This window comes from Salinicoccus sp. ID82-1 (assembly GCF_021991715.1).
In the GTDB taxonomy this organism is placed as follows: domain Bacteria; phylum Bacillota; class Bacilli; order Staphylococcales; family Salinicoccaceae; genus Salinicoccus; species Salinicoccus cyprini.
Window position 1 is genome coordinate 870,282 of the sequence record NZ_JAGFLY010000001.1, and the last position, 25,390, is coordinate 895,671.

Sequence of the window (25,390 nt, forward strand, 5' to 3'; positions counted from 1 at the left end):
CGTGTCCCCCTTTAAAGTTTACGGTCCAATGCTTCAACCAGCAGTTGCAGCTCATCCTGCGATGCAATGCTGACGCCGCTGGCCAGCGGATGGCCACCGCCACCGAATGATTCTGCGACGTCATTGATGACCGTCTCCTTGGAGCGCAGCCTGACACGGATATCCGTCTCCTCCTCCACCGCCATGAACCATATTCCGGCCTCATCAATTTCCCTGTAGATGTTGACATGCATGCTCGCCTCATTGCTCGTAAGTCCGTATTCGGAAAGTACTGAAGCCGGCACCCATACATACAGCACACCTTTATCGGTCATTTTGAAATTGTTGATCAGGTAGCCTTTGAATCTGAACTGTTCGATCGACTGCCTGTTCATATCCATCATATCCTTCGCAGCATCGAAGTCGAACTTTCTCAATTCCGATGCCACCTTGAGCGTCAGCGTGCTTGTATTGTTGAACAGGAACCTGCCCGTGTCGCCCACAATGCCTGAATACAGCAGCCTTGCTGAAACATCATTGATATAGTCGTTGTCGAAGCCCCATGCATCAGCCAGCAGGTATATCAGCTCCGAAGTGGAGGATACGCCTGTTTCGACAATATTCAGGTCACCGTATGGTTCATGGTTCGGGTGGTGGTCGATCTTGACGATCTTGTCACCGAGGGAGATGTCGCCATCGATCCGGCCTGCTCCAGCAGTATCGACGACGATGAGAAGCGGCTTTTCGACGGATGTCGCCGTATCCATCTGTCCAAGGAATTCAAGGGAGGCCTCACTCTCTCCGAGTGCCGTCACCTTCTTGTTCGGAAAAATGGACTTCAGAATTTCCTTCAGGCCAAGCTGCGATCCGATGGCGTCCGGGTCCGGCCTTACGTGCCTCAATATGATGACTTCATCATAATCGTTGATCATGTTGAGCAGTTTCTTATAGTTGTCTCTAAGAGATGGATAGTGATTCATATATTCTGTGAACAATTGAAAATCTCCTTCTGTTTGGATTTACTTGGCTAATATAATAAATTATACTACATTAAGGAATGGAGTTGTATCCGATGGAAATGTCATATCAGATTGCTGTATCCTTTCTTGTCACCCTGCTGTTTCTCAGCCTTTTCATGTTCATCGTCTATAAGATCAGGATGATCAGAAACGACCGTGATGTAAGAAAGGCATATTATAACAGCATATCAAGAATCTGGCTTGGTGTGCTGATCCTGTCCTTCGGCTTGAATACGATCATTCAGTTTCCTACAGCCGTATCCTATATTATCGGTGCACTGTTCGTTATTTTCGGCGCCTATAATATATGGCATTTCAACGCTGCTAGGAAATATTTCAAAGGTAACATACCTATTGAAGATGAAGCATGGGCAGATTTCAATCGTAAAGCCAAAAAATAGACAAGTGATCATTCACTTGTCTATTTTTCTTTATAGTACTGGATAAGCAGTGTCGCTTTCATATAGATGCCGTCATCTGACCGCGCTTCGACCTCGAGTCTTAGAAACTGGTCTCCGAGATCGAGAATATCGCCTTCGATGACAAGTTCCTGGTACAGCTGGACCAGTTTGATATTCATGACATTGAGTGTATCGATATGATAGCTGTATATGCCATGGTTGCCGAGCACCACCTCGGCAAGGCGCTCGATCAGCCGCATGAATTCCGACTGTGCGATACTGCCATACTCATCCGTCATGAAAGGCATCACTTTGATATGGATCCGGTTGTCATCGATTCTGATTTCCCTGTCGATCAGGTTCTCCGCCGTCAGTCCGCCACCAAGCTTCCTCGGCTCGCGCTGACGGAAGACATCCCGCCTGTGCACGATGCCGACCAGAGTACGCTCCTCGTCCGTGACCGGCAGAATGTTCAGCTGATGCCAGCTCATCAGCTGCCTCAGACTCTGCAATGTACTTGAAGTACTGGCGACGATGTCGGATACGAATATGTGCCAGTCCTTCTCGGCGAGCTTCGACAGCTCCGATGACTTGATGATCCCCCTGAACTTGCCCGCTTCTGTCAGCACTGTCATCCTGTCGGCAGGAAAGTACTTTTTATCCCGGCCTTCGATCATGTCATATACATACTCATCCTGCCTTATGACCAGATCACTCGCCGTGATGACGTTCGTCATCATGAGTCCGCTGTAGAGTTCCCTCTGGATGAGGGAAGCCACGGAAAAAGTATCTGCTGCAGTCGATATGACCGGCAGTGAAAGTGCCTCTGCCTGCTTCAGTATTTCAGCATCAGCCCCGAAACCACCGGTGATGAGGATGCCTGAAAGGTTTTCGAGCGCCCGCCACTGGGCATCCTCACGGTTTCCTACAATCAGGAGCGCCCCTTCCTCAAGATAGCTTTCAAGCGCATCCGTACGCATCGCCCCGATGATGAACTTGCTGATTTCCCGATCAAGCCCACCGGTACCGGCCAGAACCTTGCCTTCGATCACCCTGTTCACCTGTTCAAAACTTAGGTTGCCTGCTATGTACTCCTCTTTCGGGGCGACCCTGATGGTGCCGACCCGCTCGATTGTCTTGACCAGCCCTTCCTTCTCTGCATCCTTGATGGCCCGGTAGCTTGTACCATCGGATACCTCAAGATGCGCCGATATCTGCCGGACCGAAATCTTCGCCCCCTCAGGCAGGCTGTATATATATTCCAATATTTCATCATGCTTCGACATTCAATCACCCGGCAATCATATATAAAAATAAGGAACACCACTCCCGGGTGTTCCCCTTGATACCATTATATTCCCATATGCTGTTCAAAATCCACCGTTTCACCTGGTTTCAGCACCTGGCAGGCTGTCGACAGCTTGTCTTTGAACGTGTCACCATCCTGCTTGATCGGTGGGAAAGTATTGTAGTGTACGGGTACCACAACTTTAGGCTTTATCAGTTCATCCGTCGCATGTACTGCGTCATCGATGCCCATGGTGAAGTGGTCACCGATCGGCACGAAGGCGACATCAAATGGTCCATTGAGTTCCGATATCAGCTTCATGTCCCCGAATATGCCTGTATCACCTGCATGATAGATCTTCCTGTTATCCGCTTCGATGATGATGCCTGTCGGCATGCCCGTATACTGGATGCTGCCATCTTCCTCAGTGAAGCTCGAACTGTGGAATGCATGGACGAATTTGACAGAACCGAATTCAAAAGTCTTGCTGCCGCCGATGTTCATCCCGACGGCTTCGACACCCTTGCCGTCCAGATAGTCTGCGAGTTCCACCGGTGCCACTACTGTCGCATTATTCTTCTTCGCAATTTCAACTGTATCTCCGACGTGGTCATTATGGCCGTGCGTCAGAAGAATATAGTCGACCTCAACATCTCCGGTACTCAGATCCGTCAGTTCGTTGCCATTGATGAAAGGGTCCACAATGACTTTTGAATCATTATTTTCAAGCTGGATGATTGAATGGCCGTGATAGCTCAGTTTCATGAAATCCTTCCTTTCGAATTAGTATTGCATATTACTTCTTTACCCAGACAGGCCTGGTTCATTCATTATTATGATACAATTTTGACGAGGTGAAATACATGAAAACAATCCATCGCAGCCATGCGCTGTCACATAACCACCCATCGGAAATACTGGCCCGGAAAGATTTCAGCACACCCAATCTTGCCCTGCCTGCCATGAAGCAGGCACTGCACCCGGAAAGTGAGCAGTTCGTTGCCGTAAACCACTGGGAAGAACCAGATCCATTTCTGCTCAGCAATATCATCATAGAAACCATACGTATGCTCGATGGTGCCGATGGCTTCATTACGGATCAGATTTTCGAGGATGGCCATCATCATATCAACCTGCCATTCGTCAGCGAGCTGTCGAAGATTATCGGGAACCGCCATTTCATTGCCGGACCAAGCTTCAGCAGAGTACCCGTCTTCCTGCAGAGCCGGCTGCTGGATGAACTCGTTTCTCATGATGTCTCCGGTGTCATGTACGACCTCCGTGGACAGGACCCGGACGACTACAGACTGCTGCAGCCTCTGGCCAAGCTGAAGATCCATGCCAAGAAGCGGATTGCCATCATACCGGTCGTCTCGGATGAACAGCAGAAGATGGCATTGCTCGCCAGCATTCCTTTTGATGTGGTCTGTATCTCGGACTAGCCACATGTTTACGTTTACACTTCCAGGGAATAGTGTATGCAATACTCAATTAAAGGATGTGTCAATGAATGCAAGCTGTTACTGTACAAGGCAAACAGAAAGTCAAAGTCAAGAAGATGAAAGCGCCCGAACTCCAGGAAGGCACTGACATGATCATACGTGTGACTACCACTGCCATATGCGGATCCGATCTGCACCTTTACAGAAAAAGCATGCCGATTTCAAACGACTACATCATCGGGCATGAACCGATGGGCATTGTCGAAGAAGTGGGTCCCGGCGTCAAGAAGATCAAAAAAGGTGACCGTGTCGTCATTCCTTTCAACGTCAGCTGTGGAGAATGCCACTTCTGCCAGAATGAAATGGAAAGCCAATGTGATGTATCGAATCCGCACGCAGACACCGGCGCCTATTTCGGCTACTCCGAAGCATTCGGCAATTACCCTGGTGGACAGGCTGAATATTTGAGAGTCCCTTACGCCGACTTTACATCTTTTGTCGTACCGAAAGAGAGCGAACTGGAAGATGAAAGCTTGCTGTTCCTTTCAGACGTCATGCCGACAGCATACTGGAGCGTTATTCACAGTGGTGTCAAAAAAGGCGATACTGTCATTGTACTCGGTTCCGGCCCGATCGGTCTCATGACACAGAAGTTTGCATGGATGAAAGGTGCATCCCGCGTCATTGCCGTCGACCAGAACGAAGTGAGGCTCGAGCACGCAAGACGCACCAACAATGTTGAGACATTCAATTATAAATCCTATGATGATATCGGCAAACACCTCCATGAATTGACAAAAGGCGGTGCTGAAGTCGTCATCGACTGTGTCGGCATGGACGGTGAAATCACTGTCAAGGATCGTATCAAGACACTCGGCGGCCAGGCAGGCACCATCGATCCGATTATCACAGCTGCAGATTCAGTCAAAAAGTTCGGTACAATCCAGCTGACCGGGGTGTACGGTGCGCCTGCCAATGGATTCCCATTACCACAAATATTCTCAAGAAACGTTATTGTAAAAACCGGTCAGGCACCTGTCATCCACTTTATGCCTGAACTCTACAGAATGGTCGAAAATGGAGATATCGACCCGACCGACATCATCACCCACAATGTCCCGCTGAAGAAAGCCGAAAAGATGTACCAGATTTTCCATGACCATGAAGATGAATGCATCAAAGTCGTCATGAAGCCATAGCAATAAAAATCTCCGGAGCAGTTTGACCTGCTTCGGAGATTTTCTTTATCCTATAGAAATTCGCTGATTTCCCGATATTCAAGACCCTGGGCCTCAGCCACAGCCTTGTATGTCACATGCCCCTGGATTGTATTGAATCCGCCAAGCAGTGAGGCATTCTGCTTCGCTGCTTCTACATAGCCTTTATTGGCAATCTGAAGACCATATGCCATCGTCGCATTCGTCAGTGCAATCGTCGACGTACGCGGCACGGCACCTGGCATGTTCGCTACAGCATAGTGGACGACATCATGCTTGAAGTAGATCGGATCATCGTGTGTCGTCACCTTATCCGTCGTCTCGAAGATGCCCCCCTGGTCGATGGCGATATCCACAATGACCGATCCGGCATTCATCGTACGGATCATATCTTCGGTGACGAGACGCGGCGCACGCGCGCCTGGAATGAGAACAGCACCGATGACAAGGTCACTACCCTTGACCGCCTGTGCAATGTTCAGTGGAGATGACATGAGCGTCTGCACACTCGTGCCAAAGAGATCATCAAGTTCCCTCAAACGTTTCGGATTGAGATCGAGAACTGTTACATCCGCGCCTAGTCCAACAGCCATCTTGGCTGCATTCGTCCCCGCGATGCCTCCGCCGATGATGGTCACCTTACCGCGTGATACGCCAGGTACACCACTGAGCAGGATCCCTTTGCCGCCTTTGATCTTCTGCAGATACTCCGCACCGACCTGCGCCGCCATGCGTCCAGCCACTTCACTCATTGGTGAAAGCAGCGGCAGTGAGCCGTCCGGCAGCTGGATCGTTTCGTAGGCAATCGAAGTGACCTTCTTTTCAAGAAGTGCCTGTGTCAGCTCCTTTTCAGGTGCCAGATGCAGATATGTAAACAGAATCATATTCTCCTTGAAATACCCGAACTCCTCCGGCAGCGGTTCCTTGACCTTCACCACCATCTCCACATCCCACACTTCGTCGGCAGTATCCACAATCTCCGCACCTGCACCCGTGTAGTCTACATCCTCAAAATAAGAGCCTGCACCGGCCCCCTTTTCCACCAGTACGGTGTGTCCCGCTTCAACGAAAGCATGCACCCCACCTGGTGTCAGCCCGACTCGGCTTTCGTTGTTTTTAATTTCCTTCGGTACCCCTATAATCATTTTCTGAAACCCCTTCCATTGATGAATCTATGAACGCCACAATTATATCATAGAGTTCACAAAATAGTCATTCAGTCTTTGTATAAAAGTTATAAGCATCCTAAAATGTGGTATACTATTATTGAAAGCGCTACATCAATGGAGGGGGTATTCAAATGCTCAAGTATGATAACATCCTTATCGCCGTCGATGGATCCAGAGAAGCTGAATGGGCATTCCACAAAGCAATAGATATTGCAAAGCGTAATGATTCCAAGCTCTCCATCATCAACGTCATCGACACACGTTCCTTCGCGTCAGTAGAAGCATATGACCGCACAATTTCACAGCGTGCCAACGATTTTGCACAGAAACTGCTCGATGGTTATGAAGAGCTTGCCCGCGACCGCGGCGTCCAGAAAGTCGATAAGATCATCGACTACGGTTCACCTAAGTCCATCATTCCGAAGAAAGCCGTCAAGAAAACAGGCGCCGATCTCATCGCCTGTGGTGCAACAGGTCTGAATGCAGTGGAACGCTTCATCATCGGATCCGTTTCAGAGTCCATCGTCCGTCACGCACCTTGTGACGTACTGGTCGTAAGAACTGAAACACTTCCGGAAGACTTCGAACCTGTTGTGGCAACAGAAGAGTTCTTGAATGAAAATAAATAGCCATCAAAAAAGTCTCCGAATTAACTTCGGAGACTTTTTACTTTAGTATAGAATGCTGATGAATTCCGCTTCGCTCATAATCCTTATGCTGCGACCACCTGATATCATCTCGAGTGCCTGCTTTACCTTGCTGCTTTTCCTCGCAGTCTGCTGATCTCCCTTACCACCGACAACAAGATAATCTGTATTTCTCGATATATTCTTTTCAAAGACCCCACCGATATCCGTCACAGCCTGCGCTGCATCTGCACGTTTCATCTGTGACAGTGTGCCGGTGAAGCATATATTCTTGCCGTACAGTTCATGATCCGGCTGGAACTTCGATTCATCCACTTTGACTTCAGACGCTTTTACGCTTGAACGCCTGCTCCCCTTCTTGCGGAACCCCCTGCCGCCGAGCGTGCCTGTATCATAGTTGTGCTTCCTATTAAATGCCTCAAGATCCATATCATGCTGTTCAAATATATGATGCGCAATCAGCCCGCTCATCCTCGCATCCGCCAGCGCATTGTGGTGATTCGAATTGTCGATGCCGAAATAGGCACACATCGCCGGCAGCCTATACGAAGCCATCTTATAAAGCTGCTTCGACAGCCTGAAGGAACAGAAATACTGGAACGGTGGGATCTCCATTTCATATCGATTGTAGGCATCCTCCAGGGCATACATGTCAAACTGTGAGAAGTGCGCCACAAGCGGATAGTCCCCTATGAACGCCTCCACTTCTTTCATCACTTCAGGGAAAGTCCGTTCTCCCGCAACATCATCCTCCGTTATGCCGTGAATGCTGATATTCATGCGGGCAAAATACTCCACCTCCGGATCGACCAGGGAGTAGTACTCGTCTATGATTTCACCATCTTTGAACTTGACCAGACCAATCGAGCAGATCGAACTGCGATTCCCATTGGCCGTTTCAAGGTCTACCGCTATATAATCCATAATAAAATTCACCTTTGTCTTTTAGAATTGAATAGAGTTACATATATTATAACTTCTCCATCTGCAAGTTGCTAATATCCTTCACGAAAGCCTGTTTGTTCCTGAACTTAAAGAAAACCATCCTCTATCAATCTGATAAAGGATGGTTGGTCTTATTTTGATGATCAATTAAATTACAGCCCTGCAACTCTCATGACGTCTCTTGCGATCATGACTTCCTCATCTGTAGGAATGATGATGATCTTGACTGGAGAGTAAGGGTGGTTGATGAACTTCTCTTCACCGCGTACATTGTTCATTGTCGGATCGAAGTAGACGCCCATGAACTCGAGTCCCTGAACAACTTTTTCACGGACGATATCTGAGTTCTCACCAACGCCTGCTGTGAAGATGATGGCGTCGAGTCCGCCCATGCGTGTGGCATAGGAGCCCATGTACTTGTGGATTCTTTCGCCGAATACTTCAAGTGCAAGGATGGCTCTTTCGTTGCCTTTTTGTGCTTCGCTCTCTATGTCGCGAAGGTCGCTTGAAAATCCGCTGACACCGAGGAGTCCGGATTCCTTGTTCAGTACGTTCAGTACTTCAACTGCCGACTTGCCGGTCTTTTCCATGATATATGGAATGAGTGCCGGGTCGATGTTGCCTGAGCGTGTACCCATGGTGACACCTGCAAGGGGTGTAAAGCCCATGGAAGTATCGACGGATTTGCCGCCCTTGACTGCCGCGATGCTTGCGCCGTTACCAAGGTGGCAACTGATGATTCTCAGTTCCTCGAGTGGTCTGCCCATCATCTCGCTGGCACGTTCTGTAACGTATTTATGGCTTGTACCATGGAATCCGTATTTTCTGATGCCGTAATCTTCATAGTAGTTGTACGGCAGACTGTAGAGATATGAACTCTCAGGCATCGTCTGGTGGAATGAAGTATCGAAAACTGCCACGTGGGGCACGTTTGGCAGCAGTTCACGGAATGCATTGATGCCCATCAGGTTGGCCGGATTGTGAAGGGGTGCCAGTTCGCTGAGTTCCTGGATGTGACGGATCGTCTCTTCATCAATCAGAGCGGAATCGTCGAAGATTTCACCGCCGTGTACAACCCTATGGCCACTTGCATCGATTTCATTGATGTCCTTGATGACATTGAAATCCACAAGCTCCTTAAGCATGATGTTGACCGCTTCTTCGTGGTCTTTGAAGTCCTGTTCCATCTTGTGCTTCTCTCCATCGATGGTAATGGAAAAAATACCGTTATCCATTCCAATACGCTCTACAAGACCTTTTGCGATCTCTTTTTCTTCGGGCATCTCAAAAAGCTGGAATTTAAAGGATGAGCTACCCGCATTTATAGCTATGATCTTAGACATGATTTCCTCCCGAAATTAATTGTTGGCGTAACTATCATACCATGATTCTGTCTGTTCCAAGAAGTGTTTGAATTGAGTTGTATTCTTGAAATCGGGTACATCCCCGATCAGTACTTCATTATTCTTGAGTGGTGAGAAGTTCTGCTTCACTACTATGATGGATTTCCGCTGGTTCTCTGTCTTGAAAATGCTTTTCGGCAAGTTCAGGAACATCAGAAGTGTCGCACTTTCAGACAGATACTGCTTAATGGTTTCATTATCCTTCTCAAGCATATTGGAAGGGACTACAAAAACACCAATCCCATCATCTTTGACATAGGTCATGGCGCTCTCGAGCATCAGCAGGTGCGCGTAGCTCTTCCCTTTTTTGAAGGCTGTCGTGAACCCATCAACTTCAATCGGATAGTAGCCGACCGGAAGATCGCCGATTGCAGCATCCACCTGGTTCAGACGCGCCGGTTCGATGATGTCCTGGGGATAGATGTCCATCGGCACTTCGAGGAACTCGCATAGGTTCGCATTGAGACGCGCCAGTACAGGATCCACTTCAATACCTGTAAGCTGTGCATTTTCCGCCTGTTCTCTTACTGTCATCGCCAGGTGGCCCGTACCGCTGCCTGCATCAAGAATCGCTGCAGACTTGCCGCCGAACAGCTGGACGAGATGGGCCACCATATATCCGATTGTATCCGGAGTCAGCTGGTGGTTCGGCTGGACCTGTTCCTTTTGCACCTGATAGAGGTAGGCGAACTGGAATGCTTTTCTGCGTTCGGCAAAAGACCCTTCGCCCTCAACATAGAGCAGTGCTTCTCCAAGTGCTTCAAGCCTTGAAACACCTGGATTCTCCCCCAGCAGCTGGTCTGTTTCCTGTATAAGTTTCTGATATGTTCTTTCCATATTCGTCTGTTCCATAAAATCTCCTCATTGCCATAAAATATGGACTGCCAACGGATGGCAGTCCAGAATCCTTGTACATTATATTACATTGATTGCAATGCTTCAATTGCTTTGTCATAATTCGGATGGTCCGTACCTTCCGGCACATATTCAACATATGTCACCTTGTTGTTTTCATCAAGGATGAAGACACTGCGTGCAAGCAGTCTCAGCTCTTCCATTACAACGCCATAGTTTTCACCGAAAGAAAGATCCTTGTGGTCACTCAAAGTGATTGCGTTCTGCAATCCTTCGTCTGCAGACCATCTTTTCTGCGCGAATGGCAGGTCATTGGATATTGTCAGGACTACCGTATCATCAACATCCACTGCCTTTTCGTTGAATGTTTTTGTCTGCGTACTGCATACACCCGTATCAATGGATGGTATGACACTGATCAATTTTTTCTTTCCATCATAATTACTGAGGCTGACTGGCTCAAGACTTGTATCCAGCACGGTGAAATCCGGTGCCTGGTCTCCGACCTTCAGTTCCTCGCCTCTTAGAGTCATTGGATTTCCCTTAAAAGTTACATCGGCCATTTGAAATCATCCTCCTGATATAATTACTGTCCATCATACGTTTCCCTCATATAGCGGGATTTAATCATGTTTTTGTAACTTTGATAATTATTCTTGACCACATGGGTGTCTGCGAAAAAGTCATGGAGCCCGATACGGTTCTCCGTAAAGATGATCATCAGATATGGTAGATAGAAAAGTCTATTGCAGATGAAGCGTCCGACCAGTTCACGGTAGATCACCTGCACGAACGTCAGCCTGCCGCCATTCTGCGATATGACACTGATGCCTGTAATCATCTTCCCGAGTGTTGCCTGGAAGAAGTGCGTCATCAGAACGAAATACGTAAAGTATATGACTGCCACCATAATACTATCAGCACTGAAGAACGGTATCCACAGATATGCTTCCCGTATGCCCAGTACATTCAGTATGGGATAGACCAGAATCTGGGAAATCGACCATAGGATGATGATATCGATGATATAGCTGACTGCTCTTGTAAAGAAGTGGGCAGTGGCCATATAATCGAGCTTGTCGGACAGGGAATCATTCGTTTCCGGCCTGTATCTTTCATTATGTTCCATACAGTTCCCTCCTACTGCTCATACAGATACATGGGCTCGACACCCTGTCTGTTTCTGAGCAATGATTCGATCTGTGCAATTTCGGTGTCACCAAAAAGACCACTGATGAAACTTTTCGCCTTATAGTTGAAGGATATACGATTGGTACCGTCATATCCGTATTCGATGACTTCCGGATTACCACCGATATTCTCCTTCAGACCAGCCAGCGCATCCTCGACGTAGCCGAGCTGGTCGACGAGTCCATTGTCGACTGCGTCGCCTCCAAGGAAGATCCGCCCGTCCGCGAGCTCTCTGACTGCCGCTTCATCCATGCCTCTGCCTTCTGATACAACAGTGACAAAATCCTGATACATGCTGTCGACCATGTTCTGGACATACTGTGTCTCCTCTTCTGTCGGATCCCTATGGCCGCTCAGCATCTCCTTCATGTCGCCACTTGCATAGGTTTCGAATTCGACACCATAATCTTCTGCAAGCTGGCTGTAGTTGATACTCTGCATGATGACACCGATTGAACCGGTCAACGTTTCTTCAGAAGCGAAAATCTGGTCGGCAGGTGCTGATACATAATATCCACCGGAAGCCGCCATGCCGCCCATGGAGCTGTAGATGGTCTTGCCTGCCTCCTTGGCTTCCATGAGATATTTATGTATCTCTGCACTCTCATAGACTCCACCACCTGGAGAATCCACGTTCAGTAGTATGCCTTTTATACTGTCGTCGGAAATGATTTCCTTCAGCGCCTCAACTGTCAATCTGTGGTTGTATCCCTGCTGGGCAAACACACCGGTTTCACCGGAATCGACAATCGTTCCTTCCACATTGAGCATGGCAATTCTGCTGTCTGCATCTCCAGCTTCGACAACAAAGGAAGGCGGAAACTCCGCATTGGCATATTCGTTGAAAAGGTCTTCCCAATCACTTGCCCACATCGTATTGAAGATCGAAGCGACAACGCCGAAGACAAGCAGCGATAATGCAACGACAACTGCAATGATTCTCTTCACATCAACATCCCTTTCTGCTTATATTGTATATCGTTTTTATGATACCATAGACTTATCATCTACAGGGAATAGGAGTGAACGGATTGATCAACTATAAAACCATCTACTTCTTTGCACCACATGGAGAAGAGACAGAGACCATATGTGAAGACCTTTCAAAGCTTTTCCAAAGGCTTGGCATCAGTACGGTCGACTCGGACCAGGAAGCGGATATCATCGCTTCGATCGGTGGAGACGGCGCTTTTCTACAGGCGGTCAGACGTAGTAATTTCAGGGACGACTGTGTCTACCTTGGCATTGCCGTCGACAGCGGCAAATACTTCTACGTCGACTTCCACTACCAGGATCTGCAGAGCCTTGAAGAAGCATTCCAGAAGGATGACATCGATGTCAGAAACTACCCGGCACTGGAAGTAAGGGTGAACGACAATGAACCGAGCTACTGCCTGAACGAATTCACATTGCGCTCAAGCATCGTCAGAACAATAAAGATGGATGTCTATATCAGCGACTTCCTCTTCGAGCAGTTCAATGGCGATGGCATACTGGTGTCCACTCCGACAGGTTCCACCGGCTATAATAAATCACTTGGAGGCGCAGTCGTCGATCCGCTCGTCCATGCCATCCAGGTGACGGAGATGGCAAGCGTCAACAACAATACCCATCGTACACTCGGCACAAGCTTCCTGCTCAGCAAGGAACGCCCACTGACGCTGCTCATCGACAAGAATGTCGACTACTATCCGGTCATGTCTCTCGATAACGAAGCATTGAGCATGCGGAACACCGAAAAAGTGGAGCTCGGCATGAGTGATAAGCTCATCAAGACATTGAAACTCAGAAATAATACATTCTGGCATAAAGCACAAAGAAACTTCCTCTGATACAGAGGAAGTTTTTTATACGCCCGACAGGAAAAAGTCGTATAGATTTTTTATGATGAGTATCGTCGTCACAATGATGAACAGCGCCTTTACATAGCCGACCCCTTTTGAGATGGCCATATGGGCACCTGTATATGAACCGAGAATCATGCTTCCCGCCATGACGAAGCCATACGTATAGCTCACTTCCCCCATGATGATGAAAAGGAGCAGACCACCGATGTTGCTCGCAAAATTCAGTACTTTGGCATTGCCGGCGGATCTCAGGAAGTCGAAGCCTGTAAACAGCATGAGGAACATCAGGAATGACCCTGTTCCCCCGCCCATGAACCCATCATAGAAACCGATGATCAGAACGAAAAGAATGAGAATGGCAACCTTTCTGGATGTGAACACCATCTTCTTCTCCATTCCACCCCAGTCCTTGTTCACGAGCGTATAGACGAGTACGAATATCAGCATGACCAGTACAAGAGGTTTCAGCAGCTCACCGGGCATCTGCACTGCCAGCAGCGCACCGCCGACCGACAGCAGAAAGCTGAGCGGGAACAGCTTCATGACCAGTCGGAAGTCCACGTGCCGGGCACGCAGAAATTTCAAGGAGCTGGTCAGGGAACCGAAAGATGAAGCAAGCTTGTTCGTACCGAGTGCAGTCGCAGGTGACATGCCTGTGGCAAGCAGTGCAGGAATGGATACCAGTCCCCCGCCCCCGACGACGGAATCGATGAATGCTGCGAGAAAGCCGAATGCGATGACCAGCAGAAGTGTGGAAAGTTCTATTTCCGGCATGATTACAGCAGCGAATCAAATGCTTCATTTTTTTCCGCTTCGAGAGCAGAATAGCATTCGATATTGGCAAGTGCCTTTTCGATCATCGGTTCGAAATCCACTTTGGATTCGAACTTCTCGACCTTTCCGACTTCCGGTCTTGTTTTCGGCGCTTTCGGCTTGAATATGGTGCAGCAGTCCTCATACGGTAGAACTGATGTTTCATACGTACCGAATTTTTTTGCCATCTCGACAATCTCATTCTTTTCGAGCGTCAGTAGCGGACGCAGCACCGGAAAGTTCGTCACGGCATTGATGGCATGCATGCTCGTCAATGTCTGGGACGCAACCTGGCCGAGATTCTCACCATTGACGATGGCTTTCGCATTGATTTTTTCGGCAAGACGCTCCGCGATGATCAGCATGAGGCGGCGGGTCGTCGTCATGGACATGTTGTCCGGTATCCAGTCATGGACCGTCGTCTGCAGTTCAGTGAATGGTACGATGTGCAGCTTGATGTCGGTGCCTGTACGGCGCGACAATATATCGACGAGCTGCTTGACCTTCTCCGTCGCCTGGGGACTGGTGTATGGCGGCGAGTGGAAATGGACGGCCTCGAGCTCCACGCCCTTCTTCATGACTTCAAGCCCTGCCACAGGTGAATCGATGCCGCCTGAAATCATCAGCAGCGCTTTGCCGCCTGTGCCGATCGGCAGTCCGCCGATGCATTGGATGACTTCATGATACATATATATTGCCTCTGCCCGCACTTCGACCATGATCTGGTGGTCCGGTTTTTTGACATCAACGCCGAGATGCGGGACATTTTCCAGTACGTAGCCACCAAGCATCCGCTGGATATCGGATGTATTAAGGTGGTAGGTCTTATCCGTCCTTCTCACCTCGATCTTGAACGTATCCTCCGTACCGAAAGTATCCGCAAAATGAACAGCTGTCTCCTTCATCGCAGCTTCAGTCCGCTCAATCTTTGCTATCGGCGAAACGCTCAATATGCCGTTGATATTTTCGAGCGCAGCCATGACGGCTGTATGGTCTTCATCCTGCAAGGTGACGTAGGCACGGTCCCATTGCGTATGGATCTGGACATTGAAGTCCGACAGGGCACGCTTCATGTTCTCTCTTAATGCGCGTATGAACATTTTTCTATTTTTGGTCTTGAGCGTAATTTCTCCATATCTTACCAGAATATGATCGTATATCATTTTAAAACCTCTCCTATTTCCTCATGCACCGCTCGAAGGGCAGTGATCAGTTCATCTACTTCTTCTTCCTTGGTCAGACCGCTGAAAGATATTCTTATGCTGCCTTCTATGACAGCCCGTTCATTGTCCATGGCGAGCAGCGTTTCATTCAGTTTCTTCAGTTTCGAGGCACATGCGCTTGTTGTCGATACCATGATGCCGCGATTGCCGAGTGCATTCACAACGACTTCACCTTTTGCACCTATGAATGACACATTCAGTATATGGGGGACGCCGGAAGGCTGTAGATGAATGGCGCGCATGTCTCGGAGCGCCATTCTGACTTTATGGTTGAATCCGGCAATCCTGCCAGCGGCAGCATCCCGCTGCTCAGTCGCAATACGCAGTGCACGTGCCATCGCCACTGCACCCGGCAGATTGACGGTTCCGCTTCTGATGTTATTTTCATGGCCCCCGCCATGGAGGATCGGCGATAGTGTCCTCGGCTGCTTCGCAACCAGTGCACCGGTCCCTTTCAGGCCATGAAACTTATGGCTGCTGAAGCTTAATGAATCCACCCCGGTATAGTCAATATCGATCTTGCCGATGGCCTGTGTTGCGTCGGTATGGAAATGTGCTTTCGGATAGTCTTTGAGCAATTCTGTGATTTCAGCAATGGGCTGGATACTGCCGGTGATGTTGTTGACTGCCATGACGGTGATGAATATGACATCATCATCCAGCAGCCTCCTGATATGTTCAATATCCACTGTGCCGTCAGGCAGTGTTCTGATGTACTTGATCTTAAAACCATCATTTTTCATCGCCTCCAGTACGCCAAGGACGCTCGGATGTTCGAGTTCACTGACAAGTACTGTCCGACCGTATATGCGCTTCCGCCCAAGCACACTCTGGATCACCAGATTATTGGCCTCCGTCGCGCCGGAAGTAAAAATACAGCGGTAATCCGGAACCCCGAGCAGCTCCACAATCTGTTTTCTTGAAGCCTCAAGGAGCTGCGACGCTTTCCGCCCCGACTGGTGGATGCTTGCGGTATTGAAGTAGTAGGCTTCATTGACGTTCATGAAAGTCTTCATCACTTCACTGTATGGACGTGTTGTTGCTGCATTGTCCATGTATATCAAAATATCTCTCCTCACGTAAAAGGGACTCGGGATGAATATCCCAAGCCACCTGTTCTATTGCTTATCGAATTCTTTCTCAATGCGTGATGCTGCACCCGGTTCCACTTTTTCAAGCGCCTTTTCGGCAATCTGCAGCGCGCGCTTGTAGCGGTTCTCCCTGAAGAGCCTTTCTGCTTCGGTCAGCATCTGATTGAAGTCCGGATCATCTCTTCTATAGCGGTTGCCATACTGGATCATCACTTCTGTCAGTCTGGCTTCCTGCAGGATTTCATAGGCTTCCTGCTCATATTTATTCATCAGGACGACTGTGCGGTTTACCTTATCTTTGATGTACTGGACATTCAGAGGCCGTCTCTGGAAATACTTGTTGATCTCCTTGATATCGATGTCCAGTTCATTCTTCATGACGAGGAACTTCTCCGGTACACTGGAAAGATTGGATCCGAGCAGCTCCCTGTAGATTTCCTCTTTGCGGTCCTGGATGAGAATGGAGTTCTCACGTGCCTCCGCTTCATCTTCGCGCAGATTGACCAGATACTGCTGGATCTGCTGCTGCTCGTCATTTATCGAACCGATGTTATCCTTGATGTATTCCAGATTATCCAGCACTTCGCTGTAGCGTGCCGTCGTCTTGCTTGTTTCGGTGATGACTTCATCATAGACGTCTATCATGTTCTCGATTTCGTGTTCGAACTTCTGAACTCTGTGGATATCCGTCTCGTTTATATGGTACTGCTCTTTTACATAGTCGATCTCCGTACGCAGCGTGTAGTTCATATCTTTCGCCAGGAACAGATCATCTGTAATGATATCCTTCTCGTGGTCCACTTTAGTCTTCGCTCTCACTTCATGTTCGATCAGTTCGAGCATGTCATCCAGCTGGTTATTGATGTCTTCAAGAATATCGCATGCTTCGTCCAGCTCAAGTCGTGTAATCAAAGGCTCGACAAGATTCAGCTTGCCCTTCAGTGTGGACAGCTTGCCCTCCACCTTGACATGTTCAAGGTCATAGCCCTCCGCCTTCAGATCACGGCAGCCGAAGCGCACTTCCTGGAACTGCTGGGGCAGATCCTTCTGGACTTCCTTGATCAGGAGCGGAATCTCGTCCATGTTCTCCTTCAGTATGGACAGCTCCTCATGCACTTCGTCTATCTCTTTGTTCGCTGTCACATAGTTGCCCTGATTGACCTGCTTCTCATAGGCCTTAAGTTCAGGTTCATATGTTTCGATCAACTTCTCAAGAGGTGGCTGCGCCTCGCCGAACTGATGTCCATTCGCAAGCACATCGCGTTTCGCTTCACGATAGAGCCGCTCAGCTTCATTGTACTTTCTTTCACCTTCCTCATTCGAGGAAATCAGCTGATGGATCTCGCCGGAAAGCTCCTTGTACTTGCTTTCGACGCCTTCAAGTTTGGCATTTGCACTTTCAGTCTTCTCACGGCTGTCCTTGAAACGAAATTTCTCTACATCAGCAGCAGCCTGGTCCAGGTCATTTTGGGCCTCTGTCAGGGAATGCTTCAATACGCCCTGCCAGTCGGACTGCCAAGTCTTGTACAGTGATTGTGCCTCACCGTGAAGGTTGTAGTTCTTGACCTTCACAAGCTCATCCTGAAATGGCAGACTCCGCATTCCCTCGAGTTTTATAGATTGTGTCTTTATGTCATCTTTTCTGATATTGCGTATATATAATAGCATGCCGATCGCGATGACGATGGCAAGTATGACAACGATTAAAACATAGACCCACATACAGCTACCTCCTAAGTATATAATTAGATTATAGCTTAAAAAATTGAAAGAAAAAACATATAAATGTATAATTCAAGAATATTTATATAGACAGGGTGATAGATAATGTTTACAGAAACACAAATCAAGGACTATGCACAATTGAACCAGATGCTGAAAGGCCTTCTTGAAGACGAGACAAACCGCATCGCTAATCTGTCCAATGCTTCAAGCCTTCTGAATGTATTCCTCGAGGACATCAACTGGGTCGGCTTCTACCTCTACGATGAACCGGCAGATGAACTCGTACTCGGACCATTCCAGGGACTGCCTGCCTGCGTCAGGATCCAGAACGGTAAAGGCGTCTGCGGTCTTGCCTTCAGAGGCAACGACGTATTCATCGTCGATGATGTAACACAATTCCCCGGCCACATCGCATGCGATGCCAACAGCCGTTCAGAAATCGTCGTGCCGATCTACAAAGACGGTACACCGATCGGTGTACTCGACATCGACTCCCCTTCATTCGACCGCTTCACAGACGAAGACCGTCAGGGCCTGATCGAATTCGTTGAAGTATTGAAACAGTATATCTAGATGGACAGCCATTGACAAGCAATTGATATTTGTGTATAATCATTAATTGTGTAAATGAACGGATTAAGTAGCGGATGACCATTACATGCCAGCATGCGGTTCCCGGTGAGGGATGTGCTGTGTAACTGATGCTATAAGGCGAAGGCACTTTAAATCGCATGCCCATGTAAGTGGTTATCAACCTTATGATGTTTTTTGCATGAATAAAAACAATAAGGAGGAGTCATAATGGCTCGTTTTAGAGGTTCAATCTGGAAAAAGTCCCGTCGTCTCGGAATTTCCCTGACTGGTACAGGCAAAGAATTGGAACGCCGTCCATACGCACCTGGTGATCATGGACCAACACAAAGAATCAAGCTTTCCGAATACGGAATGCAACTGCAGGAGAAGCAGAAACTCCGCTACATGTACGGAATCAACGAACGTCAATTCCGCACAATCTTCGACCGTTCTGCAAAAATGAAAGGTGTTCATGGTGAAAACTTCATGATCCTTCTCGCTTCCCGTCTGGATGCAGTCGTATACCAGCTCGGACTTGCAAGAACACGCCGTCAAGCACGTCAGCTTGTCAACCACGGTCACGTAACAGTAGACGGTGGACGTGTGGATATCCCATCCTACACGCTTAAAGCTGGACAGACTATCGGCCTGCGTGAGAAATCCCGCAACCTCGACATCGTTAAAGAAGCGATTGAGTACAACAACTTCGTTCCAGAATATCTTTCATTCGACGAAGAAAAAATGGAAGGTTCCTTCGTACGTCAACCAGAGCGTTCAGAACTCTCTGCTGACATCAACGAACAGCTTATCGTCGAGTTCTACTCAAGATAATAAGTGGGAACACTATTTCAAAGCTCCAGACCCTTTTCGAAGGGGCCTGGAGCTTTTTTCATTTCACAACTTCAAGCAGGGCTGCTTCCGAATAGTACAAGTCCACTTTTTGCAACTCTTCCAGTTTTATACTTCTCTTTTCCTTCACAAAACCATTCTCATAGCCATTCAAAACAAACTTTATAGTCAGGAAATAGGCGTCATTTTCAGCAAAATGCGCCTTTATGTAGTCATATAGAAGTGAAACTGCCTTTCTTTCCATTCCACTCACTTTCTTGGTGCCGCGCTCAGGAAGCTTATATGCATATGAATCAGTTTCATAAATATTTTTTTCATTCTCCAACTCTTCAAAATAAAAGGACTCTGCTGCATTTTCAGTTGGGTACCAGGAGAGATTTCCGATATGAATCCCTCTATCCCCTACTGATCCTAGGGCTAATGGCTTGTCACTTGCCAAGTAGATGTATTCCGTCATGCTGCACCTCTTTCCAGTATGATTGTAAAGGGGAAAATAATTATATCATTAGGTAAACAAAGAATCAGATTCCCATATTGTATGGTTTGATTCTTTTAAGCGGATAATCAAGGTTTGAATCCCAGTGAGGGATTCAAACCGTATTATTATTTACTTCTTCACAACTACCTGGCCGTTCTCATCCAACAGTGGAGTCATGCTGCCGCCGGTACCGCCCCACGTGTATAAGTATTGAACCCCCGTATCCTGATCGGTTATGACATAGCAGTTGAAGACTGCATCGTTTGTCTTCATCTGTTCAATAACGAACCTGTTATCCCCTTCATCCTTCTTGTTTCCAAACACCATAACCCCTCCTTCGTATTTTCCATTCTATTGTAACATTACTCTATGCTCCACAACTATTACAAAACAAGTTTACACTTGTCCTGATGGAATGAATTCCAGGAGGTGAAGTGATGAGTGTATTTACGCAATGGATGGTCGACTGGATGGAAGATCACATGGTGAATTCAGAGCTCGTGACCTGTCTATCCAGTGCATGCCCGAGTTAAAGATTGTTGAAAGGAAGGGAATGAACACCTTGCGCAATGCAGACAATATCTCTAGTGCAGCTTTGCCTGAGAAGAAGACTGATTGATGAATACCGTAGGCAGCACTCCACCTGACTTCCCTGCTGCATGGCAAATCCCCCTTCAAAGTCCAATGCCTTGAAGGGGGATTGATGCATCTACAGCCAAGTTGCTATGGAACTATTCAAAAAGTGAACGGTCCTCGACCCTGCTGGTGATCACCATGATGATCAGACCAAAGAATATGATCGCACCTGCAATGAATGTAATTGAAGTGTAGCCGAGTTCTCTACCCAATAGTGCACTGCCAATTGCTGCGCCAAGGGCGTTTACGAGATTGAAGGTGGAGGCTGTGATGGTTCCTGATAGTGTGGGTGATTCTTTTGCTGCAATTATTATTTTGGAATTCAGCAGTGGTGCTGTGCCGAAAACGCCTGCCCCGAATAGAAAGCTGACACCCACTGCAAGGACTGGAATTTCGAGAAGAAATGTAAAGGCGAACAGTATTATACCTAGAGAAAACAAACTGATGAGAAGGCTTCTGGTCAGATTGATCGGAATGATTCTTCCGGCGAGTGTGTTCGCAAGTACAGCACCGATACCGAATGCAAGCAGACTCACTGTCACACCTGTCACACCGAATCCGGATATTTCCCTGAGCATAGGTTCATTGAACGTATATGCAACGAAGACGCCGGAATACCCGAAAATGATCATTGCCAATACCAGTACGACGGTTTTATTTTTAAGCATCGAAAGCTCTTTCAGCAGAGCGGGCGCCTCTCTCTGCACTGCCCGGGGTGTCACGATGGCTACTCCGATGAGTGTGATGAACCCGAACAATGCGATGATCCAGAACACCACGCGCCAATCCAGTACGCCACCGATGAGTGCTCCGAAAGGCACACCGAGCATTACAGCAACTGTCAGTCCGCCCTGCACAGCGGCTATCGCGCTTGTCCGCTTGTTCGGTTCCGATATGTCTACGGCAATACTCATGCACAATCCGAAGAAAGGTGCATGTATGGATGCTGCAATCAGCCTCGAAGCGAGCAGGACTTCAAAATTCGGAGCTGTCGCTGCAATGATGTTGCTGATTGTAAATACAGAAGCAAAAACAATAAGCAGTTTCCTCTGTGAATTTTTTAATGTAAGAATCCTTAGAATGGGCCCGAAAACCGCTACACTGATCGCGTAGACACTGAGCAGCATTCCGGTGGCCGACAATGGCACATCAAGGTCTTCCGAGAACTGTGTCAGCAGGCCTGTCACTACATACTCTGTCATTCCTATGGCAAACGTGCCGATCATAAAAACGAACAGAATGGTATTTCTACTGAAGTGGTTCAACATGATAAACTCTCCCTTAATATCATAAAAAATAATACTCTACAGTATTAACGGAAAATCGTCCAGAGAAACTTATAATGTCCGTAAAATTTTTGTGCTTTTACAATTCTAAAGACTTGTCATAATAATATTAATGACATTTTCATAAATTGAATTTCTATATTAAAATTAATATTCATATTTGCAAAAAAATACATGAAATAATTCTTTACAAAAATCCACCTTGGGAGTAATATGGCTTCGAACATATGAATATAGTGGAGGCACATCATGATAAATTCTTTTCCTGCATTCCAGTTGAGTTGCCCATCGTCTGCATTAAAATCTCATTCAATGGCAGAAGAAGGTATATGAAGTGAAGAAGATCAGATATCTGACGTTCAACCCATCCCAGCTGCTGGTCGTTGTGTTCTTCATCTTTATTGTCATCGGATCGATTCTGCTGAAGCTGCCTGTCTCGACAACCGATTCAATCACCTGGATAGATGCACTGTTCACTTCCACTTCTGCCATGACGGTTACAGGTCTGGCGGTTGTGGACACAGGAACTGATTTCACCATATTCGGACAGGTAGTCATACTCGCCCTGATACAGGCAGGCGGAATCGGCATCATGTCATTTGCAGTAATGATCTACATGGCACTTGGCAAAAAGGTCGGGTTCAAAAGAAGAATGGAGATCAAGCAGGCGCTGAACCAGTCTTCTCTCGATGGGGTGCTTGAACTGGTCAAAGGGCTGTTCATCTACTCATTTGTCATCGAATTCATCGCAATGATGGTTCTTGCGATCAGATGGGTCCCTGAGTACGGGTGGATCGAAGGACTGTACTACAGCCTGTTCCATTCGATATCTGCGTTCAATAATGCGGGCTTTTCCATATGGTCGGACAGTCTGACCGGCTACGTCGGCGACCCGGTCGTCAATCTGATGATCACCTTCCTCTTCATTACGGGGGGAATCGGGTTTACTGTACTGATTGACGCCTGGCATAAGCGCAGCTTCAGAAAACTGACCCTGCACTCCAAACTGATGATTACCGGTACACTCATCATCAACGTTGTGGCAATGTTCCTGTTTTTCATATTGGAGTTCAATAACCCGAACACACTCGGCGCGCTCTCCTCTCTGAAAGATCAGCTGTGGGCTTCCTATTTCCAGGCAGTTACACCGAGAACGGCCGGATTCAATACACTGGATATCGGCAGTCTGAATGATTCGACAGTCACCATGATGCTGCTTCTGATGTTCATCGGTGCAGGCAGTGCATCAACTGGCGGCGGCATCAAGCTGACCTCATTTCTGATCCTGGTCCTGTCCATCATTCCACTGCTGCAGCAGAAGAGCCAGATCAATATCGGCAAACGGTCAATCAGGGCGGCAGTCATATTCCGGGCCCTTTCGATATCGATACTGAGTGTGCTGCTGATACTCGCAGCCATCTTCATCATGACAATCAGCGAGAATGCACTATTCATAGAAATTGTGTTCGAAGTCGTTTCCGCTTTCGGAACAGTCGGTCTGTCGATGGGGATTACAGCGGACCTGTCCCCTATCGGAAAGCTTGTCATCATACTGGTCATGTTCTTCGGGAAACTTGGACCATTGAACCTGGCCTTCTCCCTGGCAAAACCGAAACAGGATAAAATCAGATATCCGGTTTCTGACGTGCTTACAGGCTGATATTCAGTGCTTAAATGGAGTATAGCAAACTATCGATGCTTCCCTGCTCCATTTCCGGGTATAGTAATATAAACAACTTCGGGGGATGGATAGATGGATAATGGAACAGAAGAGGCAAAAGCCAGAAGAGAAGCAGGAAAGCATACGGGTATGGAAGGCAGATATGAAAGCAGGAAAAAGTCCGGTCTTGTCGGCTGTTTGATCATCGTACTCTCACTCGTCGTACTGATGGTCATTCTCGGTTCATGTACAGGTATTTTTTATGGAAATGAACAGGACGAGCGCATTACGGAAGACCAGGGGAGCATCATGTATGAAGATGAAGCAATCATCCTGCAAATTGCATCTGACCAGGAAGCAGAAGAGTATTTTACGCTAGAATCGACAAAAGCCACCTTCAAGGTGGCTTTTGTTCGCTTTATCCGATCATGACTTTCTTCACTCTTTGCTCTTCAATGTTTTAAGCGTATCGATTGCCACCTGGGCCATTCCTTCAATCCCATACGAAATCGCATCTTCGTTGAACCTGAATGACGGATTATGAAGGGGCTTCTGCCCTTCGCCTACAGAACTGCCAAGCCAGTAGTATACACCCGGGTACTTCTGCAGGAACCGGCTGAAATCTTCTCCTCCAAGACTTGGCGTAAGATTCGGCAGTGCCTCATCACCATACATGCGGTGCACCGTTTTATAAACCTGTTCCGCCCACTCCTCATCGTTGACTGTCGCAGGGTAGCCGTCCATATAATCAATCTCCACTTTGACACCCATGGCCTCTGCAACGTTCCCGACAACATCGAAGAACCGCTGCTTCACTTTATTTTTCATCTCATCACTCTGCGTACGGATGGTGCCCTCGAGTTCAGCAGTCTCGGCAATGACGTTATACTGGAAACCGGCATTGAACTTCCCGACGGTGACCACTGCCGGATCGAATGGGTCGGCATTTCTGCTGACAATCGTCTGCAGTGTCGTGACAATCTGATTGGCTGCAGCAATCGCATCCACCGTATCATGCGGCATTGACGCATGGCCTCCGGAACCTGTTACGGTAATTTTGAAGCGATCGGAGTTGCCCATGATCGGCCCTGCCATGACACCAAACTGTCCGACCGGCAGCTGGGGCCAGACGTGCTGTGCAATGAGCACTTCCGGTTCATGTTCATCGAATACACCATCTTCCATCATCTGTCTGGAACCGCCTGTCGGAGATTGTTCTTCCGCCGGCTGGAAGATGAGCAGGATCTTTCCTTTGATCTCATCCCGTCTTTCGAGAAGATATTTTGCTGTACCGAAAAGCATGGCCGTGTGGGCATCATGGCCGCACGCATGCATCACGCCTTCTGTTTCGGATGTGAATGCTTCCCCTGAACTCTCGGTAATCGGAAGCGCATCGATATCGGCTCTCAGGCCGATGGTCGGTCCCGGCTTATTTCCCTCGATGACGCCGAGCACACCGGTTTCTGCAAATCCTGTCGTATAAGGAATGCCGATTGTGTCGAGCTTCTCCTGGATGCGCTTTGACGTTTCATGCTCCTGACCACTGAGTTCAGGATTCCTATGCAACTGACGTCTGAATTCCACTGCTTCTTCTACAATCTTCGAATCGATACTCATCTGAAAACACCTTTCTCCATGGATAATCTGTCGTAT

Annotated in this window: 27 protein-coding genes; 9 read left to right on the plus strand and 18 right to left on the minus strand. The window is 47.8% G+C overall.

Translation table 11 applies throughout. From position 1 onward, the window contains the following. Positions 1-11: 11 nt before the first annotated feature. On the minus strand, positions 12-974 hold the full coding sequence (locus tag J4760_RS04515; RefSeq protein ID WP_237604919.1) for a DHH family phosphoesterase: 963 nt from the start codon (positions 972-974) through the stop codon (positions 12-14). Between the two features lie 77 nt (positions 975-1,051). Between J4760_RS04515 and J4760_RS04520 the strand changes: the two genes are divergently transcribed. Next, positions 1,052-1,399: a YtpI family protein gene (locus tag J4760_RS04520; protein WP_237604920.1), complete on the plus strand. Its 348-nt coding sequence runs from the start codon at positions 1,052-1,054 to the stop codon at positions 1,397-1,399. Positions 1,400-1,419: 20 nt separating this feature from the next. Here the strand turns inward: J4760_RS04520 and J4760_RS04525 are convergent, their stop codons facing one another. Together J4760_RS04525 and J4760_RS04530 are read right to left on the minus strand one after the other, a co-directional pair. Next, complete coding sequence (locus tag J4760_RS04525) at positions 1,420-2,685, minus strand: DRTGG domain-containing protein (RefSeq protein ID WP_237604921.1); 1,266 nt, start codon at positions 2,683-2,685, stop codon at positions 1,420-1,422. 65 nt (positions 2,686-2,750) lie between these two features. Next, entirely contained in the window at positions 2,751-3,452 is a 702-nt protein-coding gene (locus J4760_RS04530) for a metal-dependent hydrolase (RefSeq protein ID WP_145286811.1), read from the minus strand. A gap of 98 nt (positions 3,453-3,550) precedes the next feature. Here J4760_RS04530 and J4760_RS04535 point away from each other — a divergent pair, with 98 nt between their 5' ends. Together J4760_RS04535 and J4760_RS04540 are read left to right on the plus strand one after the other, a co-directional pair. Beyond that, the gene (locus tag J4760_RS04535) at positions 3,551-4,129 is read left to right on the plus strand and encodes a hypothetical protein (protein WP_237604922.1); all 579 of its coding nucleotides are present in this window, start codon (positions 3,551-3,553) and stop codon (positions 4,127-4,129) included. Between the two features lie 68 nt (positions 4,130-4,197). Continuing rightward, a complete protein-coding gene (locus J4760_RS04540) occupies positions 4,198-5,328 on the plus strand; it encodes an alcohol dehydrogenase catalytic domain-containing protein (RefSeq protein WP_237604923.1) in 1,131 nt (376 codons plus the stop codon). Between the two features lie 50 nt (positions 5,329-5,378). Here the strand turns inward: J4760_RS04540 and ald are convergent, their stop codons facing one another. Beyond that, positions 5,379-6,491, minus strand: coding sequence for an alanine dehydrogenase (ald, locus tag J4760_RS04545; protein ID WP_237604924.1), 1,113 nt, complete (start codon positions 6,489-6,491; stop codon positions 5,379-5,381). Positions 6,492-6,646: 155 nt separating this feature from the next. On the opposite strand from ald, the gene J4760_RS04550 reads away from it, so the two are divergent. Beyond that, positions 6,647-7,144, plus strand: coding sequence for a universal stress protein (locus J4760_RS04550; RefSeq protein ID WP_145286823.1), 498 nt, complete (start codon positions 6,647-6,649; stop codon positions 7,142-7,144). A gap of 42 nt (positions 7,145-7,186) precedes the next feature. Here J4760_RS04550 and J4760_RS04555 read toward each other — a convergent pair whose 3' ends face one another. The 6 genes from J4760_RS04555 to sppA all read right to left on the minus strand — a co-directional run bounded on the left by J4760_RS04555 (position 7,187) and on the right by sppA (position 12,504). Next, entirely contained in the window at positions 7,187-8,086 is a 900-nt protein-coding gene (locus J4760_RS04555) for an exonuclease domain-containing protein (RefSeq protein ID WP_237604925.1), read from the minus strand. A 173-nt stretch (positions 8,087-8,259) separates the two neighbouring features. Then, positions 8,260-9,450, minus strand: a complete 1,191-nt coding sequence (locus tag J4760_RS04560; protein ID WP_145286830.1) for an acetate kinase — start codon at positions 9,448-9,450, stop codon at positions 8,260-8,262. 15 nt (positions 9,451-9,465) lie between these two features. After that, positions 9,466-10,362, minus strand: coding sequence for a class I SAM-dependent methyltransferase (locus J4760_RS04565; protein WP_237604926.1), 897 nt, complete (start codon positions 10,360-10,362; stop codon positions 9,466-9,468). Positions 10,363-10,430: 68 nt separating this feature from the next. Continuing rightward, positions 10,431-10,928 carry a thiol peroxidase gene (gene tpx, locus J4760_RS04570; RefSeq protein WP_237604927.1) on the minus strand — a complete coding sequence of 166 codons (498 nt, stop codon included), beginning with the start codon at positions 10,926-10,928 and terminating at the stop codon, positions 10,431-10,433. Between the two features lie 23 nt (positions 10,929-10,951). Further along, positions 10,952-11,494, minus strand: coding sequence for an RDD family protein (locus tag J4760_RS04575; protein ID WP_237604928.1), 543 nt, complete (start codon positions 11,492-11,494; stop codon positions 10,952-10,954). An 11-nt stretch (positions 11,495-11,505) separates the two neighbouring features. After that, on the minus strand, positions 11,506-12,504 hold the full coding sequence (gene sppA / locus J4760_RS04580) for a signal peptide peptidase SppA (protein ID WP_237604929.1): 999 nt from the start codon (positions 12,502-12,504) through the stop codon (positions 11,506-11,508). 83 nt (positions 12,505-12,587) lie between these two features. Here sppA and J4760_RS04585 point away from each other — a divergent pair, with 83 nt between their 5' ends. Continuing rightward, a complete protein-coding gene (locus J4760_RS04585) occupies positions 12,588-13,388 on the plus strand; it encodes an NAD kinase (protein WP_255695264.1) in 801 nt (266 codons plus the stop codon). Positions 13,389-13,403: 15 nt separating this feature from the next. Here J4760_RS04585 and J4760_RS04590 read toward each other — a convergent pair whose 3' ends face one another. The 4 genes from J4760_RS04590 to J4760_RS04605 all read right to left on the minus strand — a co-directional run bounded on the left by J4760_RS04590 (position 13,404) and on the right by J4760_RS04605 (position 18,252). Next, positions 13,404-14,177 (minus strand): TSUP family transporter, encoded by a 774-nt coding sequence (locus J4760_RS04590; RefSeq protein ID WP_237604931.1) that lies wholly within the window; start codon positions 14,175-14,177, stop codon positions 13,404-13,406. A gap of 2 nt (positions 14,178-14,179) precedes the next feature. Further along, a complete protein-coding gene (gene thiI / locus J4760_RS04595; RefSeq protein WP_145286851.1) occupies positions 14,180-15,379 on the minus strand; it encodes a tRNA uracil 4-sulfurtransferase ThiI in 1,200 nt (399 codons plus the stop codon). Then, positions 15,376-16,494 (minus strand): cysteine desulfurase family protein, encoded by a 1,119-nt coding sequence (locus J4760_RS04600; RefSeq protein WP_237605046.1) that lies wholly within the window; start codon positions 16,492-16,494, stop codon positions 15,376-15,378. Before J4760_RS04600 ends, thiI begins: the two co-directional genes overlap by 4 nt. A gap of 63 nt (positions 16,495-16,557) precedes the next feature. Beyond that, positions 16,558-18,252 (minus strand): septation ring formation regulator EzrA, encoded by a 1,695-nt coding sequence (locus J4760_RS04605; protein WP_237604932.1) that lies wholly within the window; start codon positions 18,250-18,252, stop codon positions 16,558-16,560. A 105-nt stretch (positions 18,253-18,357) separates the two neighbouring features. Between J4760_RS04605 and J4760_RS04610 the strand changes: the two genes are divergently transcribed. Next, positions 18,358-18,828 (plus strand): GAF domain-containing protein, encoded by a 471-nt coding sequence (locus tag J4760_RS04610; protein ID WP_145286860.1) that lies wholly within the window; start codon positions 18,358-18,360, stop codon positions 18,826-18,828. Positions 18,829-19,056: 228 nt separating this feature from the next. Beyond that, a complete protein-coding gene (rpsD, locus tag J4760_RS04615) occupies positions 19,057-19,659 on the plus strand; it encodes a 30S ribosomal protein S4 (protein WP_145286863.1) in 603 nt (200 codons plus the stop codon). Positions 19,660-19,717: 58 nt separating this feature from the next. Here rpsD and J4760_RS04620 read toward each other — a convergent pair whose 3' ends face one another. The 3 genes from J4760_RS04620 to J4760_RS04630 all read right to left on the minus strand — a co-directional run bounded on the left by J4760_RS04620 (position 19,718) and on the right by J4760_RS04630 (position 22,059). Continuing rightward, on the minus strand, positions 19,718-20,134 hold the full coding sequence (locus tag J4760_RS04620) for a hypothetical protein (protein ID WP_237604933.1): 417 nt from the start codon (positions 20,132-20,134) through the stop codon (positions 19,718-19,720). A 150-nt stretch (positions 20,135-20,284) separates the two neighbouring features. Then, on the minus strand, positions 20,285-20,479 hold the full coding sequence (locus J4760_RS04625; protein WP_145286869.1) for a DUF6440 family protein: 195 nt from the start codon (positions 20,477-20,479) through the stop codon (positions 20,285-20,287). Between the two features lie 407 nt (positions 20,480-20,886). Further along, positions 20,887-22,059: an MFS transporter gene (locus tag J4760_RS04630; RefSeq protein ID WP_237604934.1), complete on the minus strand. Its 1,173-nt coding sequence runs from the start codon at positions 22,057-22,059 to the stop codon at positions 20,887-20,889. A 352-nt stretch (positions 22,060-22,411) separates the two neighbouring features. Here J4760_RS04630 and J4760_RS04635 point away from each other — a divergent pair, with 352 nt between their 5' ends. Both J4760_RS04635 and J4760_RS04640 read left to right on the plus strand, forming a co-directional pair. Continuing rightward, positions 22,412-23,737 (plus strand): TrkH family potassium uptake protein, encoded by a 1,326-nt coding sequence (locus J4760_RS04635; RefSeq protein WP_281287277.1) that lies wholly within the window; start codon positions 22,412-22,414, stop codon positions 23,735-23,737. Positions 23,738-23,830: 93 nt separating this feature from the next. Continuing rightward, positions 23,831-24,169, plus strand: coding sequence for a hypothetical protein (locus J4760_RS04640; protein WP_237604935.1), 339 nt, complete (start codon positions 23,831-23,833; stop codon positions 24,167-24,169). A gap of 6 nt (positions 24,170-24,175) precedes the next feature. Here J4760_RS04640 and J4760_RS04645 read toward each other — a convergent pair whose 3' ends face one another. After that, on the minus strand, positions 24,176-25,354 hold the full coding sequence (locus J4760_RS04645) for a M20 metallopeptidase family protein (protein WP_237604936.1): 1,179 nt from the start codon (positions 25,352-25,354) through the stop codon (positions 24,176-24,178). Positions 25,355-25,390: the final 36 nt, after the last annotated feature.